At 69.5% G+C, this 21977-nt stretch carries 13 protein-coding genes; 12 read left to right on the forward strand and 1 reads right to left on the reverse strand.

The genetic code is table 11. The features are described 5' to 3' along the window. Nucleotides 1-30 precede the first annotated feature (30 nt). From ACS5PK_RS16350 to ACS5PK_RS16380, 7 genes are all read left to right on the forward strand, one after another. Entirely contained in the window at nucleotides 31-7200 is a 7170-nt protein-coding gene (locus ACS5PK_RS16350; RefSeq protein ID WP_439441317.1) for an Hpt domain-containing protein, read from the forward strand. A gap of 72 nt (nucleotides 7201-7272) precedes the next feature. After that, entirely contained in the window at nucleotides 7273-8313 is a 1041-nt protein-coding gene (locus ACS5PK_RS16355; protein WP_439441318.1) for a GGDEF domain-containing protein, read from the forward strand. A gap of 247 nt (nucleotides 8314-8560) precedes the next feature. Next, nucleotides 8561-9607 (forward strand): alpha/beta hydrolase family protein, encoded by a 1047-nt coding sequence (locus tag ACS5PK_RS16360; protein WP_439441319.1) that lies wholly within the window; start codon nucleotides 8561-8563, stop codon nucleotides 9605-9607. Between the two features lie 308 nt (nucleotides 9608-9915). Then, entirely contained in the window at nucleotides 9916-10842 is a 927-nt protein-coding gene (locus ACS5PK_RS16365) for a TetR/AcrR family transcriptional regulator (RefSeq protein WP_439441320.1), read from the forward strand. Further along, nucleotides 10835-12241 carry a TolC family protein gene (locus tag ACS5PK_RS16370; protein ID WP_439441321.1) on the forward strand — a complete coding sequence of 469 codons (1407 nt, stop codon included), beginning with the start codon at nucleotides 10835-10837 and terminating at the stop codon, nucleotides 12239-12241. Before ACS5PK_RS16365 ends, ACS5PK_RS16370 begins: the two co-directional genes overlap by 8 nt. A 21-nt stretch (nucleotides 12242-12262) precedes the next feature. Continuing rightward, on the forward strand, nucleotides 12263-13444 hold the full coding sequence (locus ACS5PK_RS16375) for an efflux RND transporter periplasmic adaptor subunit (protein WP_439441322.1): 1182 nt from the start codon (nucleotides 12263-12265) through the stop codon (nucleotides 13442-13444). Between the two features lie 10 nt (nucleotides 13445-13454). After that, complete coding sequence (locus ACS5PK_RS16380) at nucleotides 13455-16544, forward strand: efflux RND transporter permease subunit (RefSeq protein WP_439441323.1); 3090 nt, start codon at nucleotides 13455-13457, stop codon at nucleotides 16542-16544. A 94-nt stretch (nucleotides 16545-16638) separates the two neighbouring features. Here the strand turns inward: ACS5PK_RS16380 and ACS5PK_RS16385 are convergent, their stop codons facing one another. Next, nucleotides 16639-18096, reverse strand: a complete 1458-nt coding sequence (locus ACS5PK_RS16385; protein ID WP_439441324.1) for a cryptochrome/photolyase family protein — start codon at nucleotides 18094-18096, stop codon at nucleotides 16639-16641. 58 nt (nucleotides 18097-18154) lie between these two features. Here ACS5PK_RS16385 and ACS5PK_RS16390 point away from each other — a divergent pair, with 58 nt between their 5' ends. Genes ACS5PK_RS16390 through ACS5PK_RS16410 form a run of 5 tightly spaced genes read left to right on the forward strand, consistent with a single transcriptional unit; the run spans nucleotide 18155 to nucleotide 21972 of the window. Continuing rightward, entirely contained in the window at nucleotides 18155-18733 is a 579-nt protein-coding gene (locus ACS5PK_RS16390; protein ID WP_439441325.1) for a YqgE/AlgH family protein, read from the forward strand. Beyond that, nucleotides 18730-19182 (forward strand): Holliday junction resolvase RuvX, encoded by a 453-nt coding sequence (gene ruvX, locus ACS5PK_RS16395; protein ID WP_439441326.1) that lies wholly within the window; start codon nucleotides 18730-18732, stop codon nucleotides 19180-19182. Before ACS5PK_RS16390 ends, ruvX begins: the two co-directional genes overlap by 4 nt. Beyond that, a complete protein-coding gene (gene pyrR / locus ACS5PK_RS16400; RefSeq protein ID WP_439441327.1) occupies nucleotides 19179-19688 on the forward strand; it encodes a bifunctional pyr operon transcriptional regulator/uracil phosphoribosyltransferase PyrR in 510 nt (169 codons plus the stop codon). Before ruvX ends, pyrR begins: the two co-directional genes overlap by 4 nt. Nucleotides 19689-19693: 5 nt before the next feature. Next, the gene (locus ACS5PK_RS16405) at nucleotides 19694-20650 is read left to right on the forward strand and encodes an aspartate carbamoyltransferase catalytic subunit (protein ID WP_439441328.1); all 957 of its coding nucleotides are present in this window, start codon (nucleotides 19694-19696) and stop codon (nucleotides 20648-20650) included. A 14-nt stretch (nucleotides 20651-20664) separates the two neighbouring features. After that, complete coding sequence (locus ACS5PK_RS16410; RefSeq protein ID WP_439441329.1) at nucleotides 20665-21972, forward strand: dihydroorotase; 1308 nt, start codon at nucleotides 20665-20667, stop codon at nucleotides 21970-21972. Nucleotides 21973-21977: the final 5 nt, after the last annotated feature.

The following is a 21977-nucleotide window of genomic DNA, read 5'->3' on the forward strand; positions in this document are numbered from 1 at the left end:
ACACAACAGATCTAGAAGGCAAGACCCGGCATGGATTTCCCGCGCGATTCCGAGTTCCCCGCGGACCTCAGCCCCCTGGCCTGGGTGCAGGAGGAATTGCGCCGCTCCCTGGAGTCAGTGCACAAGACCCTGCGTCGTGTGCTGCGTGACAATGAAAGCCGCAGCACCTTGATGCTGGGTGGCGAGCCCCAGGGCCCGCACCAGCTGATCGATGCAGCCGCGGCCCAGCTGCACCAGCTGGTGGGCGTGGTGTCAGTGGTCGGCCTGCCGGCCGGCGCCAAGCTGCTGGGTGCCAGCGAGCGTGCGCTGCGCCACCTGGCGAACGCCCCGCAGAACCTGGACCAACAGGCGGTGGAGGCGGTCGAGCGCGCGCATTTCGCGCTGCTCTCGCTGATCACCCGCATGCTGGCCGGCAATGCCGTGTCCACCCTGGCCCTGTTCCCGGCCTATCGCGAGCTGTCCGAGCTGGCGCAGGCCGAGCGCGTGCATCCGGCCGATCTGTGGCATCACGAATGGGCCTGGCGCGAGGTCTCGACCTTCCCGCCCGTCTCCGGACTGCGCCCTGACGCTGTCCGCAATGTTTTCGAATCGGCCCTGCTCAAGCAGATGCGGGCACCGGCACCCAGTCATGCGCGCTTGCTGAGCGAGCTTTGCGCGGGCCTGGGCGCCTCCGCCCACGACCTGCAGTCCCGCACCCTGTGGCGCCTGGCTTCGGCCCAGTTCGAAGCCCAGGCCCAGGGCCTGCTGCAGACCGACAACTACGCCAAGCGACTCGGCTCGCGCCTGCTGTCCCAGCTGCGTGCCGGCAGCAGCGGCGAGGTGAGTGTCTCCGACCGCCTGGGTCAGGACCTGCTCTTCTTCTGTGCGCAGGCCCGTGTGCCCGCTCAGCCCAGCCAGGCACCGCGCCTGCATGCGGTACGTGCGGCCTATCACCTGGAGTCCGCAGCCTCTGGTGACTACGAAGACCATAGCCTGGGGCGCATTGACCCCAACTGGGTGGCGCAGGCCAAGCGTCGTGTGCATGCCGCCAAGGAAGGGTGGTCCTCGGCCGCCGAGGGCGAATCGCACCGCCTGGGCAGCTTGAGCGAGCAGTTCACGGCCCTGTCCGAATCCCTGGCCCAGCTCTTCCCGGAAGGCGCTGTGCTGGGCGAGGTGCTGCAGCGGGCCGTCGTGGCCACGCTGCGCTCCAACCAGCCGCCGGCGCCGCATCTGGCCATGGAAGTGGCCACGGCCATCCTCTACATCGAAGCCGCGCTGGAAGACGCCGCCTTCGACCAGCCCGAGCAGGCCGAGCGCGTGCGTGCGCTGGCCCGCCGCGTGTCCTCGGTGGCCCGCGGCGAGGCGCCCGAGGAGCTCGAAGTCTGGATGGAGGACCTGTACCGTCGCGTATCGGACCGCCAGACCCTGGGCAGCGTGGTCCATGAGTTGCGCGCCAGCCTGACCGAGATCGAGCGCCAGATCGACGAATACTTCCGCGACCCCGCCAAGCGCGAGGTCCTGATTCCCGTCCCGGGTCAGCTGCAGAGCATGCGCGGCGTGCTGAGCGTGCTGGGCATGGACCAGGCCGCGCTGGCCTGCGTGCGCATGCGCGACGAGATCGACTCCCTGGCCAATACCGAGGTGGACCCCAGCCTGCCCGGACCGAAGGAGATCTTCGACCGCCTGGCCAACAACCTGGGCGCCCTGGGCTTCCTCATCGACATGCTCAGCGTGCAGCCGCAGCTGGCCAAGCGCATGTTCCACTTCGACGAGAGCCGGGGCAGCCTCAATTCCGAGGTCCGTCGCCAGAAGGCGGCACCGGTTGCCGTCCCCAATTCCGCCGATTTGCTGAGTCAGGTGCAAGCCGCCGCCGCTGCCGTGGCCGCAGGCGAGATTCCGGCCGAGGACCTGGCCCGCAGCCTGGAGCGCATCGCCCTGCAGGCCCGTGCTGCAGACGAGGTCTCGGTGGCCGAGGCGGCACAGTCTGCCAAGCAGATGCTCGACGCCGTGCGTCCGGAGAGCACCCAGGGCGCCGACGCCCCTGCCGAAGCCGAGGAGGCCAGAGCCCAGGCGGCGCAGTCCCTCAACGAGCTGGTCGCCGCTCGCACGCCGGTCGTGCCTGAGCTGCCGCCGGTCAGCGCCCCCATCCCCGAAGACCCTGCCGCCCTGGACCAGGAGATGCTGGAGATCTTCCTGGCCGAGGCCGAGGAAGTCTGCCAGACCGCCCGCGAGGCCTTGCAGGCCTTGGGTGAACAGAGCCAGAACCTCGAGCACATGACCACGGTGCGCCGTGCCTTTCATACGCTCAAGGGCAGCTCACGCATGGTGGGCCTCAATGAATTCGGCGAAGCGGGCTGGGCGTGCGAACAGCTCTACAACGCCCGCCTGTCCGAGCAGCGCGGTGCCGACAAGGCCCTGCTGGACTTCACCCACCAGGCCCTGGAGTATTTCGACGCCTGGGTGTCCGACATCGCTGACCAGCGCTTCGGCCGCCACAGCGCGGCACCGCTGCGCCTGAGCGCCGACGCCCTGCGCCTGCGCGGCGAGTTCCTGCCCGTGAGCAGCGAGACGGCCGACGCCGCCGAAGCCGAGCTGGTGGTGCCGGCCGAGTTGCCGCCGGCCTTCGTGGTGACCGAAGTGGATCGGGACCTGATGCCGGAGCCCGTGCCGCAGCCTGTGTCCGAGTTGCTGCCCGAATCTCTGCAAGACAGCGGTTCGCTTGCCGCCGAGATGCCGCTGGACATCGACATCCCTGTCGCACAGGTCGAGGCGGTGCCCGACCTGTCGCTGGATCTGTCGTCTGCGGAGGCCTTGGCCGCGCCCGAGCTGGCGGACGTGTCCTTGTCGCTGCCCGAACTGGGTGAGGCCCTGTCGCTTGACGAGCTGCCCGAGCTGGGCGAGGTCATCGAGATGCCGGTGCTCAGCGACGAAGCCCTGCCGGGAGCCGTTCCCGAGTTGTCGCTTGATGCCGCCATCTCCACCGAGCTGCCGACCGAGCTGCCGACCATCGTTGAGGCCGCGGCGGAACCCGAGCCCTTGGCCACCGAGCCCATGCCACTGGAGATGGCTCCGCCCGCGTCTGCCGAGGCGCTGGAGCCCTTGGTCCTGAACCTGGACCTGCCCGCTGCCGAGTTCAGCACGGAGACGGCTCCGGAAGACGAAGTCGACAGCACCTTGCGCCTGGGTACCGAGGACCTGCCGTCGGCCACTGGCCTGGACGAGCCCTTGCTGCACCTGGACCTGGAAGTGCCGCTGGAAGCTGTTCAAGTGGCGGCGCCCGCCGAGCCCGTGCTCGACCTGGCGCTGATGGAAGAGCTGGGCGAGGTGAGCTTGCCCGAGCCTGCGCTGCAGGCCCTCAGCCCCGACGAGACGCCGACGCTGGCCCTGCCGGTGGTGGAGCCGCAGTCCTTGAGCGACGACGCGCTGCCGGCTTTCGAACTGCCCTTGGCCGAGGCCGCAGAGTCTGCCGAGCTGGCTGCCGAGGCGCAGGCATCGGGCGAAGACATCGCCCTGCATCCCTCCGGCATCGAGGTGCTGGAAATGCCCGCCCTGCTGGACGCAGGCGAGGCCCTGGCGCTGGATGCACAGGAGAGGCCGGCTGAGCTGCCGGCCGAACTACCGGAACTGACCGAGCTGGCGCTGGGGCTGCCCGCGGAGTTGCCCACGGAATTGCCCGAAGAACTGCCCAAAGAACTGCCCAAAGAACTGCCCACTGAGGCCTTCGCCGAGTCCCCTGCCGAAGTCGCGGCGGATCTCGTCTCCGGCGAGGCGGTCGCGGAGGTTGCAGAAGCCGTGGCGGCAGTCCCGGCGCTCGAGGTCCCGACCTTGCCGGACACGCTGGACGCCGCGGCGCAGGACCTGGCCCCCCACGCCGTGCCCCAGCTCACCCTGGTCAGCGACCAGGGCCAGAACCTGGCCCCCGAGGGCGTGCCCGCACAGGACGCAGGCCACACACTGGATGATGAAACCGGCGACGACGAAAGCGTCAAGGTCATCGGCCCGCTGCGCATCAGCATCAGCCTGTTCAACATCTTCCTGAACGAGGCGGACGAGGTGTCCCGTCGCCTGGGCACAGAGCTGTCCGAGTGGTCGCTGCAACTGGCCGACACCGTGCCCTCCGCCTGCGAGGCCATGGCCCACAAGCTGGCCGGCAATGCGGCCACCGTGGGCTATGAAGATCTCTCTGAACTTGCCCGCGCGCTGGAGCATGCGCTGGAGCGCGCCGCCCTGGCCGGCCGTTACACCGAGACCGATGCCGAGACCTTTGTCCGCGCGGCCGAGGACATCCGCCGCCTGCTGCACCAGTTCGCCGCCGGTTTCCTGAAGCCGGTGGAACCCGGTCTGATCGAGGCCTTGCAAGCCTACGAGCCGCTGGACCGTCGCGATCCCCTGGCCGATACCACCGACAGCGATTACGACCAGCTGGCGGCCCTGGTCTCCACCGATGAGTTGCAGGCCGAGATGGCCGAGCTTTCGGGGGATGCCCTGCCGGCGCTGGTGGACGAGCCGACGGCGCTGGCCGAGGTGCCCGCCGAGGTGCCTACGCCGCATGCCGCCGAGGAATTCCCGGTGGGTGAGGCAGATCACATCGACGACGAGCTCTTCCCCATCTTCGAGGAAGAGGCCGACGACCTCCTGCGCAGCCTGCATGCCGCGATGCGCGAATGGCAGGCCGCCCCGGGCGACGCCAGCCGTGCTGCCGCCTGCATGCGGCATCTGCACACCTTCAAGGGCGGTGCGCGCCTTGCCGGTGCCATGCAGCTGGGCGAGCTGGCCCACCAACTGGAGTCGTCCATCGAGCGCCTGCTGGCCGATGCAGACATCAACGCCGGTGGCGTGATGGCTCTGCAGGACGACGCCGATGGCCTGGAGGCTGCTTTCGAACGCCTGCGTGATCGCCTCAAGGGCGGCGCTGCACCAGCACCAGCTGCCGTGGTGGCACCGGCCGCCGCGGCGCCTGTCGAGCCCGTCTCTGTGATGGAGGCTGCCGCCCCGAGCGAGGCGCAGGAAGCCGTCGCTGCCGAGCCCCTTTCCGAGCCCCTTTCCGAGGCCCTTCCCGAAAGCCTCGACAGCCTCGAAGGCGGTGCCGCGATTGACGCCCCTGCCGTCGAGACCCTGGTCGAACAGGGCGGCCTCGCCTTGGCGGCCACCGCTGCTGAAGCCCTCAGCGAGCAGGTGCCGGCCGATGCGTTGCTGCCTGAAGCGGCCGTCCAGGCCCTGCCGGCGGAGTCTGTGCCCGACGAGCTGCGCTCCGCCTTTGGTGATCTGCCGCCCGTGGTGGTGGCCGCGCCGACGTCGGTGCTCAGCAAGCCCATTGACTGGGCACAGTTCGCCTCAGGCAAGGAACTGGAATCCGACAGCGCCATGCTGTCCCAGGCCCAGTCCGTGGTGCGTGTGCGCGGCCCGGTGCTGGAGCGCATGGCCACGCAGGCTGGGGAAGTGTCCATCCGTCGCGCCCGCCTGGAAGGCGAGCTGGGCGCGATGAAGACCGCCCTGGTCGACCTGGAGGACAACCTGGAACGTCTGCGCGCCCAGCTTCGTGAGCTGGAAGTGCAGGCCGAAGCCCAGATGGGCTCCAGCCGAGAGGTGGCCAAACAGCTGGGTCGCGACTTCGATCCGCTGGAATTCGACCGCTACACACGCTTCCAGGAACTGACCCGCATGATGGCCGAGTCGGTGAACGACGTGGCCACCGTGCAGCGAAGCCTGCTGCGCAATGTGCAACTGGGTGAGGATGAGCTGGCGGGCCAGTCGCGTCTGACTCGTGAGCTGCAGGATGACCTGTTGCGGACCCGGATGGTGGAGTTCGAGTCCCTGGCCGAGCGCATGCACCGCGTGGTCCGCCAGGCCTCCCGTGAGGTGGGCAAGCAGGTGCAGCTGGAGATCTCCGGCGGCCATGTCGAGCTGGACCGCTCGGTGCTGGAGCGCCTGATCGGGGCCTTCGAACACCTGCTGCGCAACAGCGTGATCCACGGCATCGAGTCCCCCGAGAAGCGCGAGGCCGCGGGCAAGCCGGCGGTCGGCCACATCCATGTGCAGCTGGCGCAGGAAGGCAACGAGGTCGTGCTGCGCTTCACCGACGACGGCGCCGGCCTCAACCTGCCCCGCATCCGCGAGCGCGGCATCAGCCAGGGCCTGATCAAGGCAGATGCCCAGCTCAGCGACGAGCAGTTGATGGGCCTGATCTTCTCGCCCGGCTTCTCGACCGCCCACGAGGTGACCGAGCTGGCCGGTCGCGGCGTCGGCATGGACGTGGTCCGCTCCGAGGTCAACACCCTGGGCGGCTACGTCGAGACCCAGAGCCGCGAAGGCATGGGCACCAGCTTCGCGCTGCGCGTGCCCCTGACCACCGCGCTGACCCAGGTCGTGCAGCTGCGCTGTGGCGAGCTGGTCGTGGCCGTGCCCGCCAACCTGATCGACTCCGTGCTGCGCCTGCCGCCGGCCCAGGTCGAGAAGGGCTACGAAGCCGGCGAACTGCGCCTGGGCGAGATGACCGTGCCCATGTACTGGCTGGGCGGCCTGCTGCAGGCCGGCGAGCGCGGGCACATCCATGGCCGCACTGCCTCGGTGGTGCTGGTGCGAAGCGCTCACCAGCGTGTCGCCCTGCATGTGGACGAAGTGATCGGCAACCAGGAAGTCGTGGTCAAGAACCTGGGCCCGCAGCTGATCCATGTGCCGGGTCTGGCCGGCATCAGCTTGCTGGCCTCGGGCGACGTGGCCCTGATCTACAACCCGGTGGCCCTGGCCAACGTCTACGGCGAGCATGCGCAGGCCCTGGTCCGCGCCGATGCCGAAGCCCTGGCGGCACAGGCTTCCGTGGTGGTCGAGGAGAAGCTGCCGCCGCTGGTGCTGGTGGTTGACGACTCGCTGACCGTGCGTCGCGTCACCCAGCGTCTGCTGGAGCGCGAAGGCTATCGCGTCAAGCTGGCCAAGGACGGCCTGGATGCCATGGAGCAGCTGGCCGCGGATGAACTGCCAGGAGTGGTGCTCTCGGACATCGAGATGCCGCGCATGGACGGCTTCGACCTGGTCCGCAATCTGCGTGCCGATCCGCGCCTCAAGGCCCTGCCGGTGATCATGATCACCTCGCGGATCGCGCAGAAGCATCGCGACTATGCGCATGAGTTGGGTGTGGACGACTATCTGGGCAAGCCCTATGACGAGGATCTGCTGCTGAGCCTCATTGCTCGCTACACTGCCGAGGAAAATGCGGCCGCCTGATCCCAGGCTGCCCTTGACCAAGCACCTCGCATCCTGACGGCCTCCGGGCCCGGAGCGTCCTGACAGGCAGTCATGTCCGAAGTCGTTGAGCATCTGGCGGAGTTGACCGGGTTCCGGGACCGTGACGTCATGGACGTCACCTTGGTCTCTGCCCTCCGCGACCTGCTGGAGCCGGTCTCCGTGGCCATCTACCGCTGCGTCGGGGAGCCCGGCCAGCAGCGCTGGCTGACCCGGGCCCGCCTGGCCGCCGAGGACGCCGTCGCCACCGCCGACTCGCTCTGGACCGAGCCCGGCCGTCTTCCCCCGCTGGACGCCTTTCCGGAGCGCCAGCTGTGTCTGGAGAGCCGCACCATCCTGCAGAGCGTGCTGGAGGGCGGGCACCACGAGACGCTCTTTCCCCTGCAGACCGACCGCGAGGTCATCGGCGTGCTGGAGGTGCGTTCCCTGGAGCTGCTGACGCCTTCAGAACAGCGCACGGTGGGCAGCATCCTGCGCATTTACCACAACTTCCAGGGCCTGCTGGACTACAGCGAGCGGGACACCCTCACCGGCCTGCTCAATCGCAAGACCTTCGACGAGAGCTTTCTCAAGGCCGTCAGCGAGCTGCCCCCGAGCCTCAGCAATGTGCAGGCGGACGACGGCCGGCGCCATGAGTCTTCTCACCCTCACTGGTGGCTGGGTGTGATCGACATCGACCACTTCAAGCAGGTCAACGATCGCTTCGGCCACCTGATCGGCGATGAAGTCCTGCTGCTGCTCTCGCGCCTCATGCGCAACAGCTTTCGCTTCAACGATCTGCTCTACCGCTTCGGCGGCGAGGAGTTCGTGGTGCTGATGCGCTGTGCCGACGAGCCCGATGCCGCCCATGCCTTCGAGCGCCTGCGTCACAACACCGAGTCCTACACCTTTCCCCAGGTCGGCCAGATCACCGTCAGCGTCGGCTTCACCGAGGTCCGTGGCGGCGATACCCCGGCCAGTGCCTTCGAGCGCGCGGACAAGGCCGTCTATCACGCCAAGTCCCACGGCCGCAACCAGGTGCACAGCCATGCAGAGCTGGTCCGTGTGGGCGAGATGAAGGAACAGGAACAGCACAGCGACATCGAGCTGTTCTGAGCGGCGGGTGTCCCGTCGCCAGGACGGGCTGCGGACCTTTGCGTCGAAGGCGGTCTCCGGTCTTGAGCACCGGCCCGGCCGACGCAGCCCAGGCAAGATGTGTCTGAATCCACGCCGTCGCCCCCTCATTGCCCATGACCTTCGGCCGTGTCCGGCGCCGGCTGTCAAGCTGGTGGACCGATGGGCGGCCGATGTCTGGCCGGTATCTGGACGTGATGGTGGAAGTGGGAGCATGAGCATGCGGGCCTTGAAACCAGGGATTCGGAAGTTGCTGGTCGGTGCGTCGGTCGTGGCGGCCCTGCTGGGTGCCTGGGGCGCGCAGGCCTGGCATCCCGAGTCCCGGCACCCCGCGGCGGCTGAGGCTCAGGCGGCATCGGCCCCTGTGCTTGGCGCCGCCGAGCTGGCCTTGCTGCCGGGCGTCCGGACCCAGGATTTCGACTGGGTCGACACAAGCCGCTCTCGCGCCGTGCCGGTGCGCCTCTACTGGCCCGAGGCGGCTGCGGCGAGTGCGCCGGTCCCGCTGGTGGTCTTCTCTCATGGCATCGGCGGCTCGCGCCGGGGCTACAGCTATCTGGGCGCCTACTGGGCCTCGCAGGGCATGGCCGCCCTGCATGTGCAGCATGTGGGCTCGGACCGCAGCGTTTGGTCAGGCAATCCCCTGCAGCTGGTGGGGCGCCTGCAGGGGGCGGCGCAGGAAGACGAGGCCCTCAACCGCGTCCGAGATGTCCGCTTCGCCCTGGACCAACTGCTGGCCGGCGAGCACAGCCCGCAGATCCGCCGGGACGCCATCATCGCCGCCGGCCATTCCTATGGCGCCAACACCACCCTGCTGCTGGCCGGCGCCCAGGTGCAGCGTCAGGGACAGGTGCTGGACCTGGCCGAGCCGCGCCTGCGCGCGGCCATCGTGATCTCGGCGCCGCCCTTCTATGGTGAGTCTGACCCGCAGCGCATCCTGGCCGGCGTACGCATCCCCACACTGCACGTGACGGCCACGGAGGACGTGATCCGCATCCCCGGCTACTACTCGCCCGCCAGCGACCGCCTGCAGGTCTTCGAGGCCACCGGCGGCCCGTCCAAGGCCTTGGCCGTCTTCAAGGGCGGCTCGCACAGCATCTTTACCGATCGCAGCGGCACGGGCGGTGTCGAGCTCAACCCGCGGGTCAAGGCTGCGACGCGTGAGCTGACCCTGGCCTTTGTGCGCGAGGTGTTGGAGGGCGATGCCCGCGAGTTGCAGGCCTGGCCCCAGCGCCATGCCGCCCTGCTGAACCGCTTCCAGCCTGCCTCGCCGCCCTGAACGGTGCTTGCTTCAGCGTCCGGGCAGGACGGGCGATCGCCGCCGCCGCTTGCTGGTGAAAGGTCTGCTGACAAGGGTTCCTGAGGCGGAGGGCGACAATCCTGTGGAGGGCGGCAATCCGCGATCTGCGCCGCCCGGGTTCCTTGCCGCCGCCGGAAAGGGCGGGCGCGGTGAGGAACTGGTGGTTTGAAGGCCATCCCAAGGCCTCATGCGCACCAGACCGGTGCATCTGTTCGCCAGGAATCGATGCCTTGCCATGATTTGGGGTTAATCAATCGATTGATTAATGCCCCCTAGAATCCGGGCCCATGTCCGGTACCCTGCCCACCTCCCCGTCAGTCGCCTCGTCCAATGCCCCGGGTCTTGAGCCTGAGCCGGCCACGCTGCCGCATGACCCGGAGCGCGGGCAAGGGCATGACCGGGCGCATGACCAGGCACACGGCCAGGAGTACGGACAGGAGTACGGACAGGAGTACGGACAGAACGCGGGACCGCCCACCCCCGAGGCCGGCACGCGCGAACGCCTCCTGCGGGAGGCGCTGCGCATCTTTGGCGCCAAGGGCTTCGACAAGGCCAGCACCCGCGAGATCTGCCAGGCCGCTGGGGCCAATATCGGCATGATCAAGTACTACTTTGGCGACAAGCAAGGCCTGTACAGCGAGGCATTGGTCCGCCCGCTGGAGTCCATCATTCAAGGCATACCCTGGCAGGACGGTGCCCAGCGGTCCCTGGAGGCCTGGCTGCGGCTGCTGTACGGCGCCTTCATCGCGCCCTTGCGCCGGGCTGATTCCGGCCTGGTGGACCTGATGCGCGTCTGGGGGCGCGAGCTGTCGGATCCCACGCCAGTGGGGGACGAAGTCTGCATGGCCTTCATGCAGCCGTTTCACGATCGACTGAGCACCGCGCTGGCTGCTCGACTGGAACTGCCCAGGGTCGATGAGGGTGTCCACCGCCTGGGCTTTGCTTTGATGGCCCTGGTGCAGGACTACTGGACCTCGGCGGACTACATGGAAGCGCTCGCCCCTGGCACGGTGCGGGCGGCGGGGGCGCTCGATGAGGTGCTGGACACCCTGGTCTGCTATGGGCAGGCCTTGATCCAGGCCGAAGCCGCCCGCCGCAAAAGGGCGGGGCGGGTCCAGGCCTGCAGCGAGACAGTCGTGCAGTCAATAAAGCAAGAAGACGAAGCAGTCGTTTCAAGAACCCAAAAATGGCATGAAAAGGGCACAGATGCGTGAACCTTCGCTGAACTCGAATGCGCCGTGGCTGGCGCGGGCAACGCTGCCGGTGGTGGTGAGCTGCTTGCTGGGTGCCTGCGCTGTGCAGGCCCCGCCGCAGCCATCGCAGGCCGCCGTGCCAGCTACCTGGCACAGCGCGCCTCCGCCGGCCGCTGCCGGCCCGCTGGCGGACTGGCTGCAGGCCGCCGACCCCACCCTGCGCTTCCTGCTGGACGCGGTCCAGTCCCAGTCGCCCAGCCTGCAGCAGGCCGTGGCCCGGCGGGACGAGGTCCGCGCGCTGGCGGGCATGGATCCCGGCGGCCCGCGCGCCCAGGGCCTGCTGCAGCTCCAGCGCACCCGCCCTGTCCAGCCTGCCGGCAGCCAGGCCATGACCCAGGGCCTGGCCCAATTCGACGCCAGCTGGGAGCTGGATTTGTTCGCTCGGGTGCGCCAGCAGTCCCGCGCTCTGGCCCAGAGAGCCGAGGCCGCGCAGTGGGAGCTGCAGGCCGTGCGGCTGAGCCTGATGGTCGAGGTCGCCCAGCTCTACCTGGGCCTGCGCAGCGCCGAGCAGGCCCAGGCGCTGGCCCAGGAAGAGGAGCAGATCACCGAACGCCTGGCCGCCCAGGCTGCCCAGCGCCAGCGCGCGGGTCTGGAAACGCCGGCCCAGCAGGCCTTGCTGGCTGGCGCTGCTGCGGAGACCCGCCAGCGCCGCCTGGCTCAGCAGCTGGAACTGGACACCCTGGTCAAGGCCCTGGTCGCAGCGACGGGGCTGGACGAGACCGCGCTGCGCGCCCAGCTCAGCGCTGGTCGTGCCCGGCTGCCGGCCTTGCCGGCCTTCGCTTTGCCGACGGTGCCCGCCGAGGCCTTGCAGCAGCGCCCCGACCTGATCGCCGCGCGGGCCCAGGCCCTGGCGGCCTGGTCTGAAGCGGGGGCCGCGCAGGCAGCGCGCTATCCCCAGCTGCAGCTGCTGGGCAGCATCAGCGTGGCCGGCGTGAAGCTGGGCGCGGAGCGCGACGAGAACCGCGGCTGGGCCCTGGGGCCGCAGCTGAGCCTGCCTCTGCTGGATGGCGGCGCGCGCCGGGTCGAGGCCGAGGCCGCGCAGGCGCGCTGGCGCCAGGCCGAGGCAGCTTGGCGTGCGGCCGCCGCTCAGGCCGTTCGGGAAGTGGAGGAGTCCCTGCTGCGCCTGGCTGCCCAGTCGGCGCGCGCCGAGGCCGCTCAGACCAGCCTGGACCACTACGAGAAGGCGCTCAAGGGCACCGAGCAGCGTTGGCGGCACGGCCTGGCAAGCGCCACGGAACTGGACGAGCAGCGCCGGCTGACCCTGAGCGCGCGCCATCTGCAGCAGCAACTGCAACGAGAGGGCCTGTCGGCCTGGTTGTCCCTGTACAAGGCCGTCGGTGGCGGCTTCAAGCCGGCCTGAGTCTGGCGCCAAAGGTATTCCATGAACGCTCAAACCATGATCAAGCATGCCCCGTACGCCCTGCTGGCGGCTGCCCTGTCCGGCCTGCTGATGGGTGGGCCGGCGATGGCCGGAGACAAGGACAGCAAGGCGGCTTCCGCCACAGGCCCTGCCGTGGCCGGTGTCGGCAAGCCCGCCCTCAGCGTGCAGCTCACCACGCCCCAGAGGAGTCAGTGGACCCGCCGCGTGCCGGCTGTGGGCGCGGTGGCGGCCTGGGCCGAGCAGCAGGTCAGTGCCGAGACCGGAGGCCTCATCCTGACCGAGGTGCGCGCCCAGGTGGGCGATGTGGTCAGGCGCGGCCAGTTGCTGGCCCGGCTGCAGGACCTGGGCGTTCAGGCCGACCTGGCCCAGGCCCGTGCCGCGCTGGCCGAAGCCGAGGCCAGCCACGAGCTGGCCCAAGCTGACGCCCAGCGCGCCCGCCAGATCGAGACCGAAGGCGGCGAGGGCCTCTCCAGGCAGGCCCTGCAGCAATACCAGGCGCAGGCGCGCAGCGCCGCCGCCCGGCTGCAGGCAGCCCAGGCGCGGGTGAAGTCGGAGGAGCTGCGGCTCAGCCAGACCCGCATCGTCGCCAACGATGACGGCGTCATCAGCGCCAAGTCGGCGGTGGAGGGCGCGGTGGCCCAGCCCGGGCAGGAGCTGTTCAGGCTGATCCGCCAGCAGCGCCTGGAATGGCGTGCGGAACTCCCGGCTGACACCCTGGCCCAGGTGAAGCCTGGCGCACGGGTGCAGGTCCAGGTGCCGGGGCGAGCGGAGCCTGTCGAGGCGAGGGTACGGACCGTGGCACCCACGGTGGACCCGCAGTCGCGCATGGGCCTGGCCTATGTGGACCTGCCCGCCGGGACGGGCCTGCGGGCCGGCAGCTTCCTGCAGGGCAGCTTCGACCAGGGCAGTGCCGAAGCCCTGCATGTGCCGCAAAGCGCCGTGCAGCTGCGCGAGGGCTTTGCCTATGTGTTCAAGGCGGGGGCCGACGGCCGCGTGCAGCAGACCAAGGTGAGTCTGGGGCGGCGCCAGGGCGACCGCGTGGAACTGCTGCAGGGCCTGGAGCCCACGGCCCGCATCGTGGCCGCTGGCGTCGGCTTCCTGGTGGATGGCGACCGGGTGCAGGTGGTGAGCGGCGCGTCCAGCGCGTCCGGAACGCCGGCCGCCACGGCTGCGCTGCGCTGAAGGGGCTGCCATGAACGTTTCTGCATGGTGCATACGCAACCCCATCCCTGCCGTCCTGCTCTTCATCATGCTCAGCCTGGGTGGCCTGGCCGGCTTCCGGGCGATGAAGATACAGAACTTTCCGGACATCGACCTGCCCACCATCACCGTGACGGCCCAGCTGCCGGGCGCTGCGCCCGGTCAGCTGGAGTCGCAGGTGGCCCGCAAGCTGGAGAACCAGATCGCCACGCTGCAAGGCGTCAAGCACATCTACACCAACCTCAATGACGGGGTGGCCACCGTGACGGCGGAGTTCCGCCTCGAGAAGCGCACACAGGAAGCCCTGGACGATGTGCGCGAGGCGGTCTCGCGCGTGCGCTCGGACCTGCCGGCGGACATGCGCGACCCCATCATCTCCAAGCTGGACCTCAGCGGCGCGCCCATCCTGACCTACACCGTGGCCTCGGACCGCAAGGACGAGGAAGCCCTGTCCTGGTTCGTGGACCACGAGGTGGCCAAGCGCATGCTGGCCGTGCGCGGCGTGGGCGCCGTGGCTCGCGTGGGGGGCGTGACCCGCGAGGTGCGGGTGGAGCTGGATCCGCTGCGCCTGATGGCGCTGAACACCACGGCGGCCGATGTGTCGCGCCAGCTGCGTCTGATCCAGCAGGAGGCCGCAGGCGGCCGCCTGGACCTGGGCGGCGCCGAGCAGTCCGTGCGCACCCTGGCCACGGTGCAGAGCGCCGAGGAGCTGGCGGCGATGGAGATCAGCCTGCCCGATGGCCGTCGCCTGCGTCTGGACCAGGTGGCCCAGGTCTCGGACACCGTGGCCGAGCCCCGTTCGGCAGCCTTCCTGGACGGCAAGCCGGTGGTGGGCTTCGAGATCACGCGCACCAAGGGCGCCGGCGAGGTCGAGGTGGCCGCGGGCGTGCGCGCCGCGGTGGAGGAGCTGCGCGCGGCGCATCCCGAGGTGAAGTTCGACGAGTCCTTCAACTTCGTCGATCCTGTCGAGGAGAACTACAGCGGTTCCATGTACCTCCTGTGGGAGGGGGCGATGCTGGCCGTGGTGGTCGTGTGGTTCTTCCTGCGCGACTGGCGTGCCACCCTGGTGGCGGCCACGGCGCTGCCGCTGTCGGTGCTGCCCACCTTCGGTCTGATGTACCTGATGGGCTTCACGCTCAACGTGGTGACGCTGCTGTCTCTCTCCCTCGTGGTGGGCGTGCTGGTGGACGACGCCATCGTTGAGATCGAGAACATCATGCGCCACCTGGCCCAGGGCAAGACGCCCTTTGATGCGGCCATGGAGGCGGCGGACGAGATCGGCCTGGCCGTGATCGCCACCACCTTCACGCTGATCGCGGTCTTCCTGCCCACGGCCTTCATGAGCGGCGTGCCGGGCAAGTTCTTCGTGCAGTTCGGCTGGACGGCGGCCATCGCCGTGTTCTTCTCCCTGGTCGTGGCGCGCATGCTGACGCCCATGATGGCGGCCTATGTGCTGCGCCCGCCCAGGAAGGACCACACCGACCCAGCCTGGCTGAAGCGCTACCTGGGCTGGGCGCGCTGGGCACTGAAGCACCGCATCGCCACCCTGGTGCTTACCGCGCTGTTCACCGTGGGATCGATGGGACTTTCCGGTCTGCTGCCCACCGGCTTCCTGCCGCCTGACGACCTCTCCCAGACCCAGGTCACCCTGACCCTGCCGCCCGGCAGCACGCTGAAGGAAACGCTGGCCCTGACCCGGCAGGCGGAAGGCCTGGTCAAGGCACATCCCCAGGTGCGCCTGATCTACACCGCCGTGGGCGGTGGCAGCGCGGGTGCCGATCCCTTCATGGGCAGCGGCACGCCCAGCGTTACCAAGGCCACGCTGACCCTGAACCTGACCCCGCGAGGCGAGCGGCCTGGCATCAGCAAGCAGCGCATCGAGTCCGAGCTGCGCGAACGCCTGGCTCAGGTGCCCGGCGCCCGCGTCAAGGTGGGATTTGGCGGCTCGTCCGAGAAGTACATCCTGGTGCTGGCCGGCGAGGACGGCGAGGCCCTGGCGGTCCATGCCGCCAAGGTGGAGCGCGAGCTGCGCAGCCTGCCGGGCATTGGCGCCGTGACCTCCAGCGCCAGCCTGGTGCGGCCGGAACTTCAGCTGCGGCCGGACTTTGCCCGGGCGGCCGATCTGGGCGTCAGTGCTGCGGCGATCGCCGACACCTTGCGTGTCGCCACCCTGGGCGACTACGAGCAGTCCCTGCCCAAGCTCAACCTCTCGCAGCGCCAGGTGCCCATCGTCGTGCGCCTGCCCGACGCCGCGCGCAAGGACCTGGAACTGCTGGCCCGGCTGCCGGTGCCCGGCGCCAGGGGGCCGGTGCCACTGGGGCAGGTGGCCACGCTGGAGTACGCCAGCGGCCCCTCGCAGATCGACCGCTACGACCGCCAGCGCAACGTCAACTTCGAGATCGAACTCAACGGCCAGCCGCTGGGTGAGGTCGAGCGCCAGGCCCAGGCCCTGCCCAGCCTCAAGCAGTTGCCGCCTGGCATCACCCAGGCCGCCATCGGCGATGCCGAGGCCATGGCCGAGCTGTTCCAAAGCTTTGGTCTGGCCATGCTGACCGGCGTGCTGTGCATCTACGTGGTGCTGGTGCTGCTGTTCAAGGACTTCGTGCAGCCCGTGACCATCCTCGCGGCCCTGGTGCTGTCGGTGCCGGGGGCCTTCCTGGCGCTCTTTGTCACGCAGACGGCCCTGTCCATGCCCTCGATGATCGGTCTGATCATGCTGATGGGCATTGCCACCAAAAACTCCATCCTGCTGGTGGACTACGTGGTGCTGGCCCGGCGCGAGCATGGCCTGAGCCGCTACGAGGCCATCCTGGATGCCTGCCGCAAACGTGCACGCCCCATCGTGATGACCACCATCGCCATGGGCGCGGGGATGATGCCCATCGCGGTGGGCCTGGGCGTGGACCCGAGCTTCCGCGCGCCGATGGCCATCGTTGTCATCGGCGGCCTGATCACCTCGACCTTCCTGAGCCTGCTGGTCATCCCCATCGTCTTCAGCTATGTGGACGATCTCATCGCCCTGGTGAGCCCCAGCCGGCGCCGTGAGCGCCGGGCCGCCGGGCTGGGGCTGGAGCAGGCATGAGGAGGTCGCAGCGCCGGAGAGCCGGGGTGCGGGGCCGGACTTGCGCCGGCTGCCCTGCTGCAGGGCGGCCTGGCTGCCTTGAGTCTGTGCCGGCTCAAGCCTCGGGCAGGGCGCGCGACTTGACCACGGCGTAGCGCGCCAGGGTCGCGGCGCGCGCCTCGTCATGGCGCACGATGGGGGCCGGGTAGTCGCGGCCCAGCACCACGCCCGCCGCCTGCAGTGTCAGGGGCGGCGCCTCCCAGGGCGCATGGCGCTGGGCCGGCGGCAGGGCGGCCAGCTCGGGCACGTAGCGTTCGATGAAGCGGGCGTCGGCGTCGAACTTCTCGCTCTGGCTCACGGGGTTGAAGATGCGGAAGTAGGGCTGGGCATCGCAGCCGCTGGAGGCTGCCCACTGCCAGCCGCCGTTGTTGGCTGCCAGGTCGAAGTCCAGCAGCTGCCGGGCGAAGTAGGCCTCGCCGCGCCGCCAGTCAATGCCCAGGTCCTTGACCAGAAAGCTCGCGGTGACCATGCGCAGGCGGTTGTGCATATAGCCGGTCTCGTTGAGCTGGCGCATGGCGGCGTCGACCAGAGGATAGCCCGTCCGGCCCTCGCACCAGGCCGCGAAGTGCGCCTCGGCCTCGGGGCCGCTCGCCCATTCGATGCGGTCGTACTCGGGCCGAAAGGCCTGCGTCACGACCTGTGGATGGTGGTGCAGGACCTGGTGGTAGAAGTCCCGCCAGATCAGCTCGGACAGCCACACGCCTGCGCCAGCATCGCCGGCCTGCGCCCGCGTCCAGGCCTCCCGCGCGAGGCGGCGGATGGAGACGGTGCCGAAGCGCAGGTGCACGCTGAGGTAGCTGGGCCCCTTGACGGCGGGGAAGTCTCGCTGCTGGTCGTAGCGGTCCATGCGGCCGAGGAAGTCCTGGAACAGGACCTCGGCGCGCGCGCTGCCCCCGCCCAGCAGGGGCGGCAGCTCCAGCGGCTCGAAGCCGATGCTGGCGAGGCTGGGGACGCCGCGCGCGGGGCAGGGCGCCAGGGCCGCGGCGTAGCGGCTGACCGGATAGCTGGCGAGGAAGAAGGGCGTGAGCTGCCGCAGCCACGCATTCTTGTAGGGCGTGAACACGCCATAGGGCTTGCCCTGGCCGGTCAGCACCTCGCGGCGCTCGAAGATGACGTGATCCTTGAAGCTCAGCAGGGCGCGGCGCTCCCGGGCCAGGGCCTGGCTCACCTGTGCGTCGCGGGCCAGGGCGGCGGGCTCGTCGTCGTGGTTGCAGTAGACGGCGTCGACACCCAGTTCGGCCGCCAGGCGCGGGATCTCGTCGCGGGCCAGGCCATGGCGCACCAGCAGGCCGGCACCGGGCTGCAGCGCCGCCAGGGCGTGGTCCAGGGCCTCCAGGGATTGCAGGATGAAGGCCACGCGGCGGTCGCGGCGGGGCAGGGCGTCCAGGATCTCGGTATCCAGCACGAAGGCGCAGACCACCTGGCGGCTGTGCTTCAGGGCATGGAAGAGGGCGGCGTGGTCCTCGGCGCGCAGGTCGCGACGGAACCAGACCAGGGATTTGTCATGTCGCATGGGCCCGGAGTGTCCGCGAAGCCGGGCCGACCGAACAGCCAGCCCCTAAAATGCCCCCATGTCCAAGGACCGCATCGACCTGACCAACCAGTTCCTCATCGCCATGCCCGGCATGGCCGATGATGCTTTCGCCGGCTCCGTGGTCTACATGTGCGAGCACAACGAGAAGGGCGCGCTGGGCCTGGTGATCAACAAGCCCATCTCCCTGACCGTCGGCAAGCTCTTCGAGAAGGTCGAGCTGGCCCTGCCGGACGAGGACCTGGCTGCCCGCCCCGTCTTCTACGGCGGCCCGGTGCAGACCGAGCGTGGCTTCGTGCTGCATGAGCGCCTGGACGAGCAGGGTGGCCACTACAACGCCACCCTGGCCATCCCCGGCGGCCTGGAGATGACCACCAGCCGTGACGTGCTGGAAGCCCTCAGCCATGGCGCCGGCCCGCGCAAGATCATGGTGACGCTGGGCTATAGCGGCTGGGCTGCCGGACAACTGGAGGAAGAGATCGGCCGCAACGGCTGGCTCACTGTGGATGCCACGCCCGAGATCATCTTCGAGACCCCTGCCGAGCAGCGCTACGAGCGCGCCCTGGGCTTGCTGGGCATCGATCCGCGCATGCTGAGCACGGAGGCGGGGCACGCATGAGCGCCGACCGGTCCTCCCCGTCGACTGCAGCCTCCGCGCCCTGGCCTTCCTTTTCAGACCTTCCCCCGCCCGCTTCCTTGCTTGCCTTCGATTTCGGCACCCGCCGCATCGGCGTGGCCAAGGGCCATGCAATGCTGAAGCAGGCCGAGCCCCTGCGCGCCATCACCGTCAGCGGCGAAGCCCGCTTCGAGGCCATCGCCAGGCTGCTCAAGGAATGGCAGCCCGACGCCCTGGTCATCGGCGTGCCCCGTCATCCCGACGGCGCCGAGCATGAGATGACCCAGGCCGCTCGCCGCTTCGGCCGCCAGCTCAAGAGCCGCTTCCGCCTGCGCGTCTACGAGGTGGACGAGCGCTACACCAGCGTCGAGGCCGAGAGCCTGGGCGCCCGCGATGTGGATTCCACCTCGGCCGCCCTCATTCTTGAACAGTACTTCCGAGAGCACTCATGAGCACCTTACTCCTCGATGCCGAGGCCCTGTATGCCGACCTGCGCCAGGGTGTGCAGCGCCTGCTGGCCGCCCGCCCCCAAGGCGGGATCGCCCTGGTGGGCATCTGGTCCGGCGGGGCCTGGCTGGCCGAGCGCCTGGCCGCGGACCTGCCACTGGACGCGCACGGCGTGATCTCCAGCTCCCTGCACCGGGATGACTTCGGTTCCAAGGGCATGAGTGTCAGCAGCGACCACACCCGGCTGCCCTTCGAGGTCGAGGGCCGGCACATCGTGCTGGTCGACGATGTGCTCTACACCGGCCGCACCGTGCGCGCAGTGATCAACGAGCTCTTCGACTTCGGCCGCCCCGCCAGCGTGCAGCTGGCCGTGCTGGTGGACCGCGGCGGCCGTGAGCTGCCCATCGAGCCGGCCTTCTCTGCCGCTCGCGTCAACCTCGCTCCCGCCCAGCGCCTGCGCCTGGCCAAGGACGAGTCCGGCCGCTTCAGCTTTGATGTGAAAGGAGCCTGAGCCCCATGCTGTCCAAGCGCAATCCCCAGCTGAACACGCACGGCGAGCTGGTGCACCTGCTCTCCATCGAGGGCCTGCCCCAGGCCGTCATCCACCAGATCCTGGACACGGCCGGCACCTTCCTGTCCGTCAATGACCGCGAGGTCAAGAAGGTGCCCCTGCTGCGCGGCAAGTCGGTGTTCAACCTTTTCTTCGAGAACAGCACCCGCACCCGCACCACCTTCGAGATCGCCGCCAAGCGGCTCTCGGCGGACGTGATCAACCTCGACATCGCCCGCAGCTCCACCGCCAAGGGCGAGACCCTGCTGGACACCGTGGCCAACCTCTCGGCCATGCACGCGGACATGTTCGTGGTGCGCCACAGCGAGAGCGGCGCGCCCTACCTGATCGCCCAGCACTGCGCGCCGCACGTGCATGTGGTCAACGCCGGTGACGGCCGGCATGCCCACCCCACGCAGGGCCTGCTGGACATGTACACCATCCGTCACTACAAGAAGGACTTCCGCAAGCTGACGGTGGCCATCGTCGGGGACATCGTGCACTCGCGCGTGGCCCGCTCCGACATCCATGCGCTGAGCATCCTGGGCGTGCCCGAGATCCGCGCCGTAGGCCCCAAGACCCTGGTGCCGGGAGACCTTCGCGAGATGGGCGTGCGCGTCTGCCATGACCTGGAGTCCGGCATCAAGGACGCCGACGTCATCATCATGCTGCGCCTGCAGAACGAGCGCATGAACGGCGCCATGCTGCCCAGCACGGGCGAGTTCTTCAAGAGCTTCGGTCTCACGCCCGAGAAGCTGCAGCTGGCCAAGCCCGATGCCATCGTCATGCACCCGGGCCCCATCAACCGCGGCGTGGAGATTGCCTCCGAGGTGGCCGACGGCCAGCAGAGCGTGATCCTGCCCCAGGTGACCTTCGGCATCGCGGTGCGCATGGCCGTGATGAGCATCCTGGCCGGCAACTGAGCGGAGAAGAGCAAGTGAAGATCCTGATCAAGAACGGCCGCCTGGTGGATGCGGCCTCGGGCCTGGACCGCGTGGGGGGCCTGGCCATCGCGGCCGGCCGCATCGTGGCCCTGGGTGATGTCCCGGCGGACTTCGAAGCGCAGCGCGTCATCGACGCCACAGGCCTCGTGGTGGCCCCCGGCCTCGTGGACCTCTGTGCCCGCCTGCGCGAGCCCGGCCACGAGCACGAGGGCATGCTGGAGAGCGAGCTCGCCGCGGCCGCGGCCGGCGGCGTGACCAGCCTCGTGTGCCCGCCCGACACCGACCCGCCGCTGGACGAGCCTGGCCTCGTCGAGATGCTCAAGTTCCGCGCCCGCAAGCTCAGCATGTGCCGGCTCTTCCCCCTGGGCGCGCTGACCCGCGGCCTCAAGGGCGAGCAACTGACCGAGATGGCCGAGCTGACCGAGGCCGGCTGCGTGGGCTTCTCGCAGGCCGAGGTACCCGTCCGCAACACCCAGTTCCTGCAGCGCGCCCTGCAGTACGCGGCGACTTACGACTACACCGTCTGGCTGCATCCGCTGGACCCCTGGCTGTCCGGCGGCGTGGCCGCCAGCGGTGCGGTGGCCACCCGCCTGGGCCTGTCGGGGTTGCCAGCGACGGCCGAGACCATCGCCCTGCACACCATCTTCGAGCTGATGCGCGCCACCGGCGCCCGCGTGCACCTGTGCCGCCTCTCCAGCAGCGCCGGCGTGGCCCTGCTGCGGGCCGCGAAGCAGGAAGGTCTGCCGGTGACGGCGGACGTGTCCATCAACTCCCTGTGCCTGACCGACGTCGACATCGGCTACTTCAACACCGCCATGCGCCTGACGCCACCGTTGCGCCAGGGCCGCGACCGTGACGCCCTGCGCTCCGCGCTGGCCGACGGCACCATCGACGCGCTGGTGTCCGACCACATGCCCGTCAGCGCCGACGAGAAAAACGTGCCCTTCGCCGAGGCCACGCCCGGCGCCACCGGCCTGGAGCTGCTGCTGAGCGTGGCCCTGAAGTGGGCCGAGGACGAGCAACTGCCCCTGGCCCGTGCCCTGGCCGTGGTCAGCAGCGAGCCGGTGCGGGTGCTGGGCAATGCCCTGGGCTCGCTGTCGGCCAGCGCGGGCCGCCTGGTGGAAGGCGGCGTCGCTGACCTCTGCCTCTTCGACCCCGGCACGCGCTGGGCCGTGCGGCCGGATCAGCTGGTGAGCCAGGGCACGCACACGCCCTTTGCCTTCGACATCAGCGGCTTCGAGCTGCCCGGCCGCGTGAAGACCACCATCGTGGCCGGCACGCTGGCCTACGAAGGTCACTGAGCCGC

Source organism: Roseateles sp. DB2 (assembly GCF_051857535.1).
Classification (GTDB): Bacteria; Pseudomonadota; Gammaproteobacteria; order Burkholderiales; family Burkholderiaceae_C; genus Roseateles_B.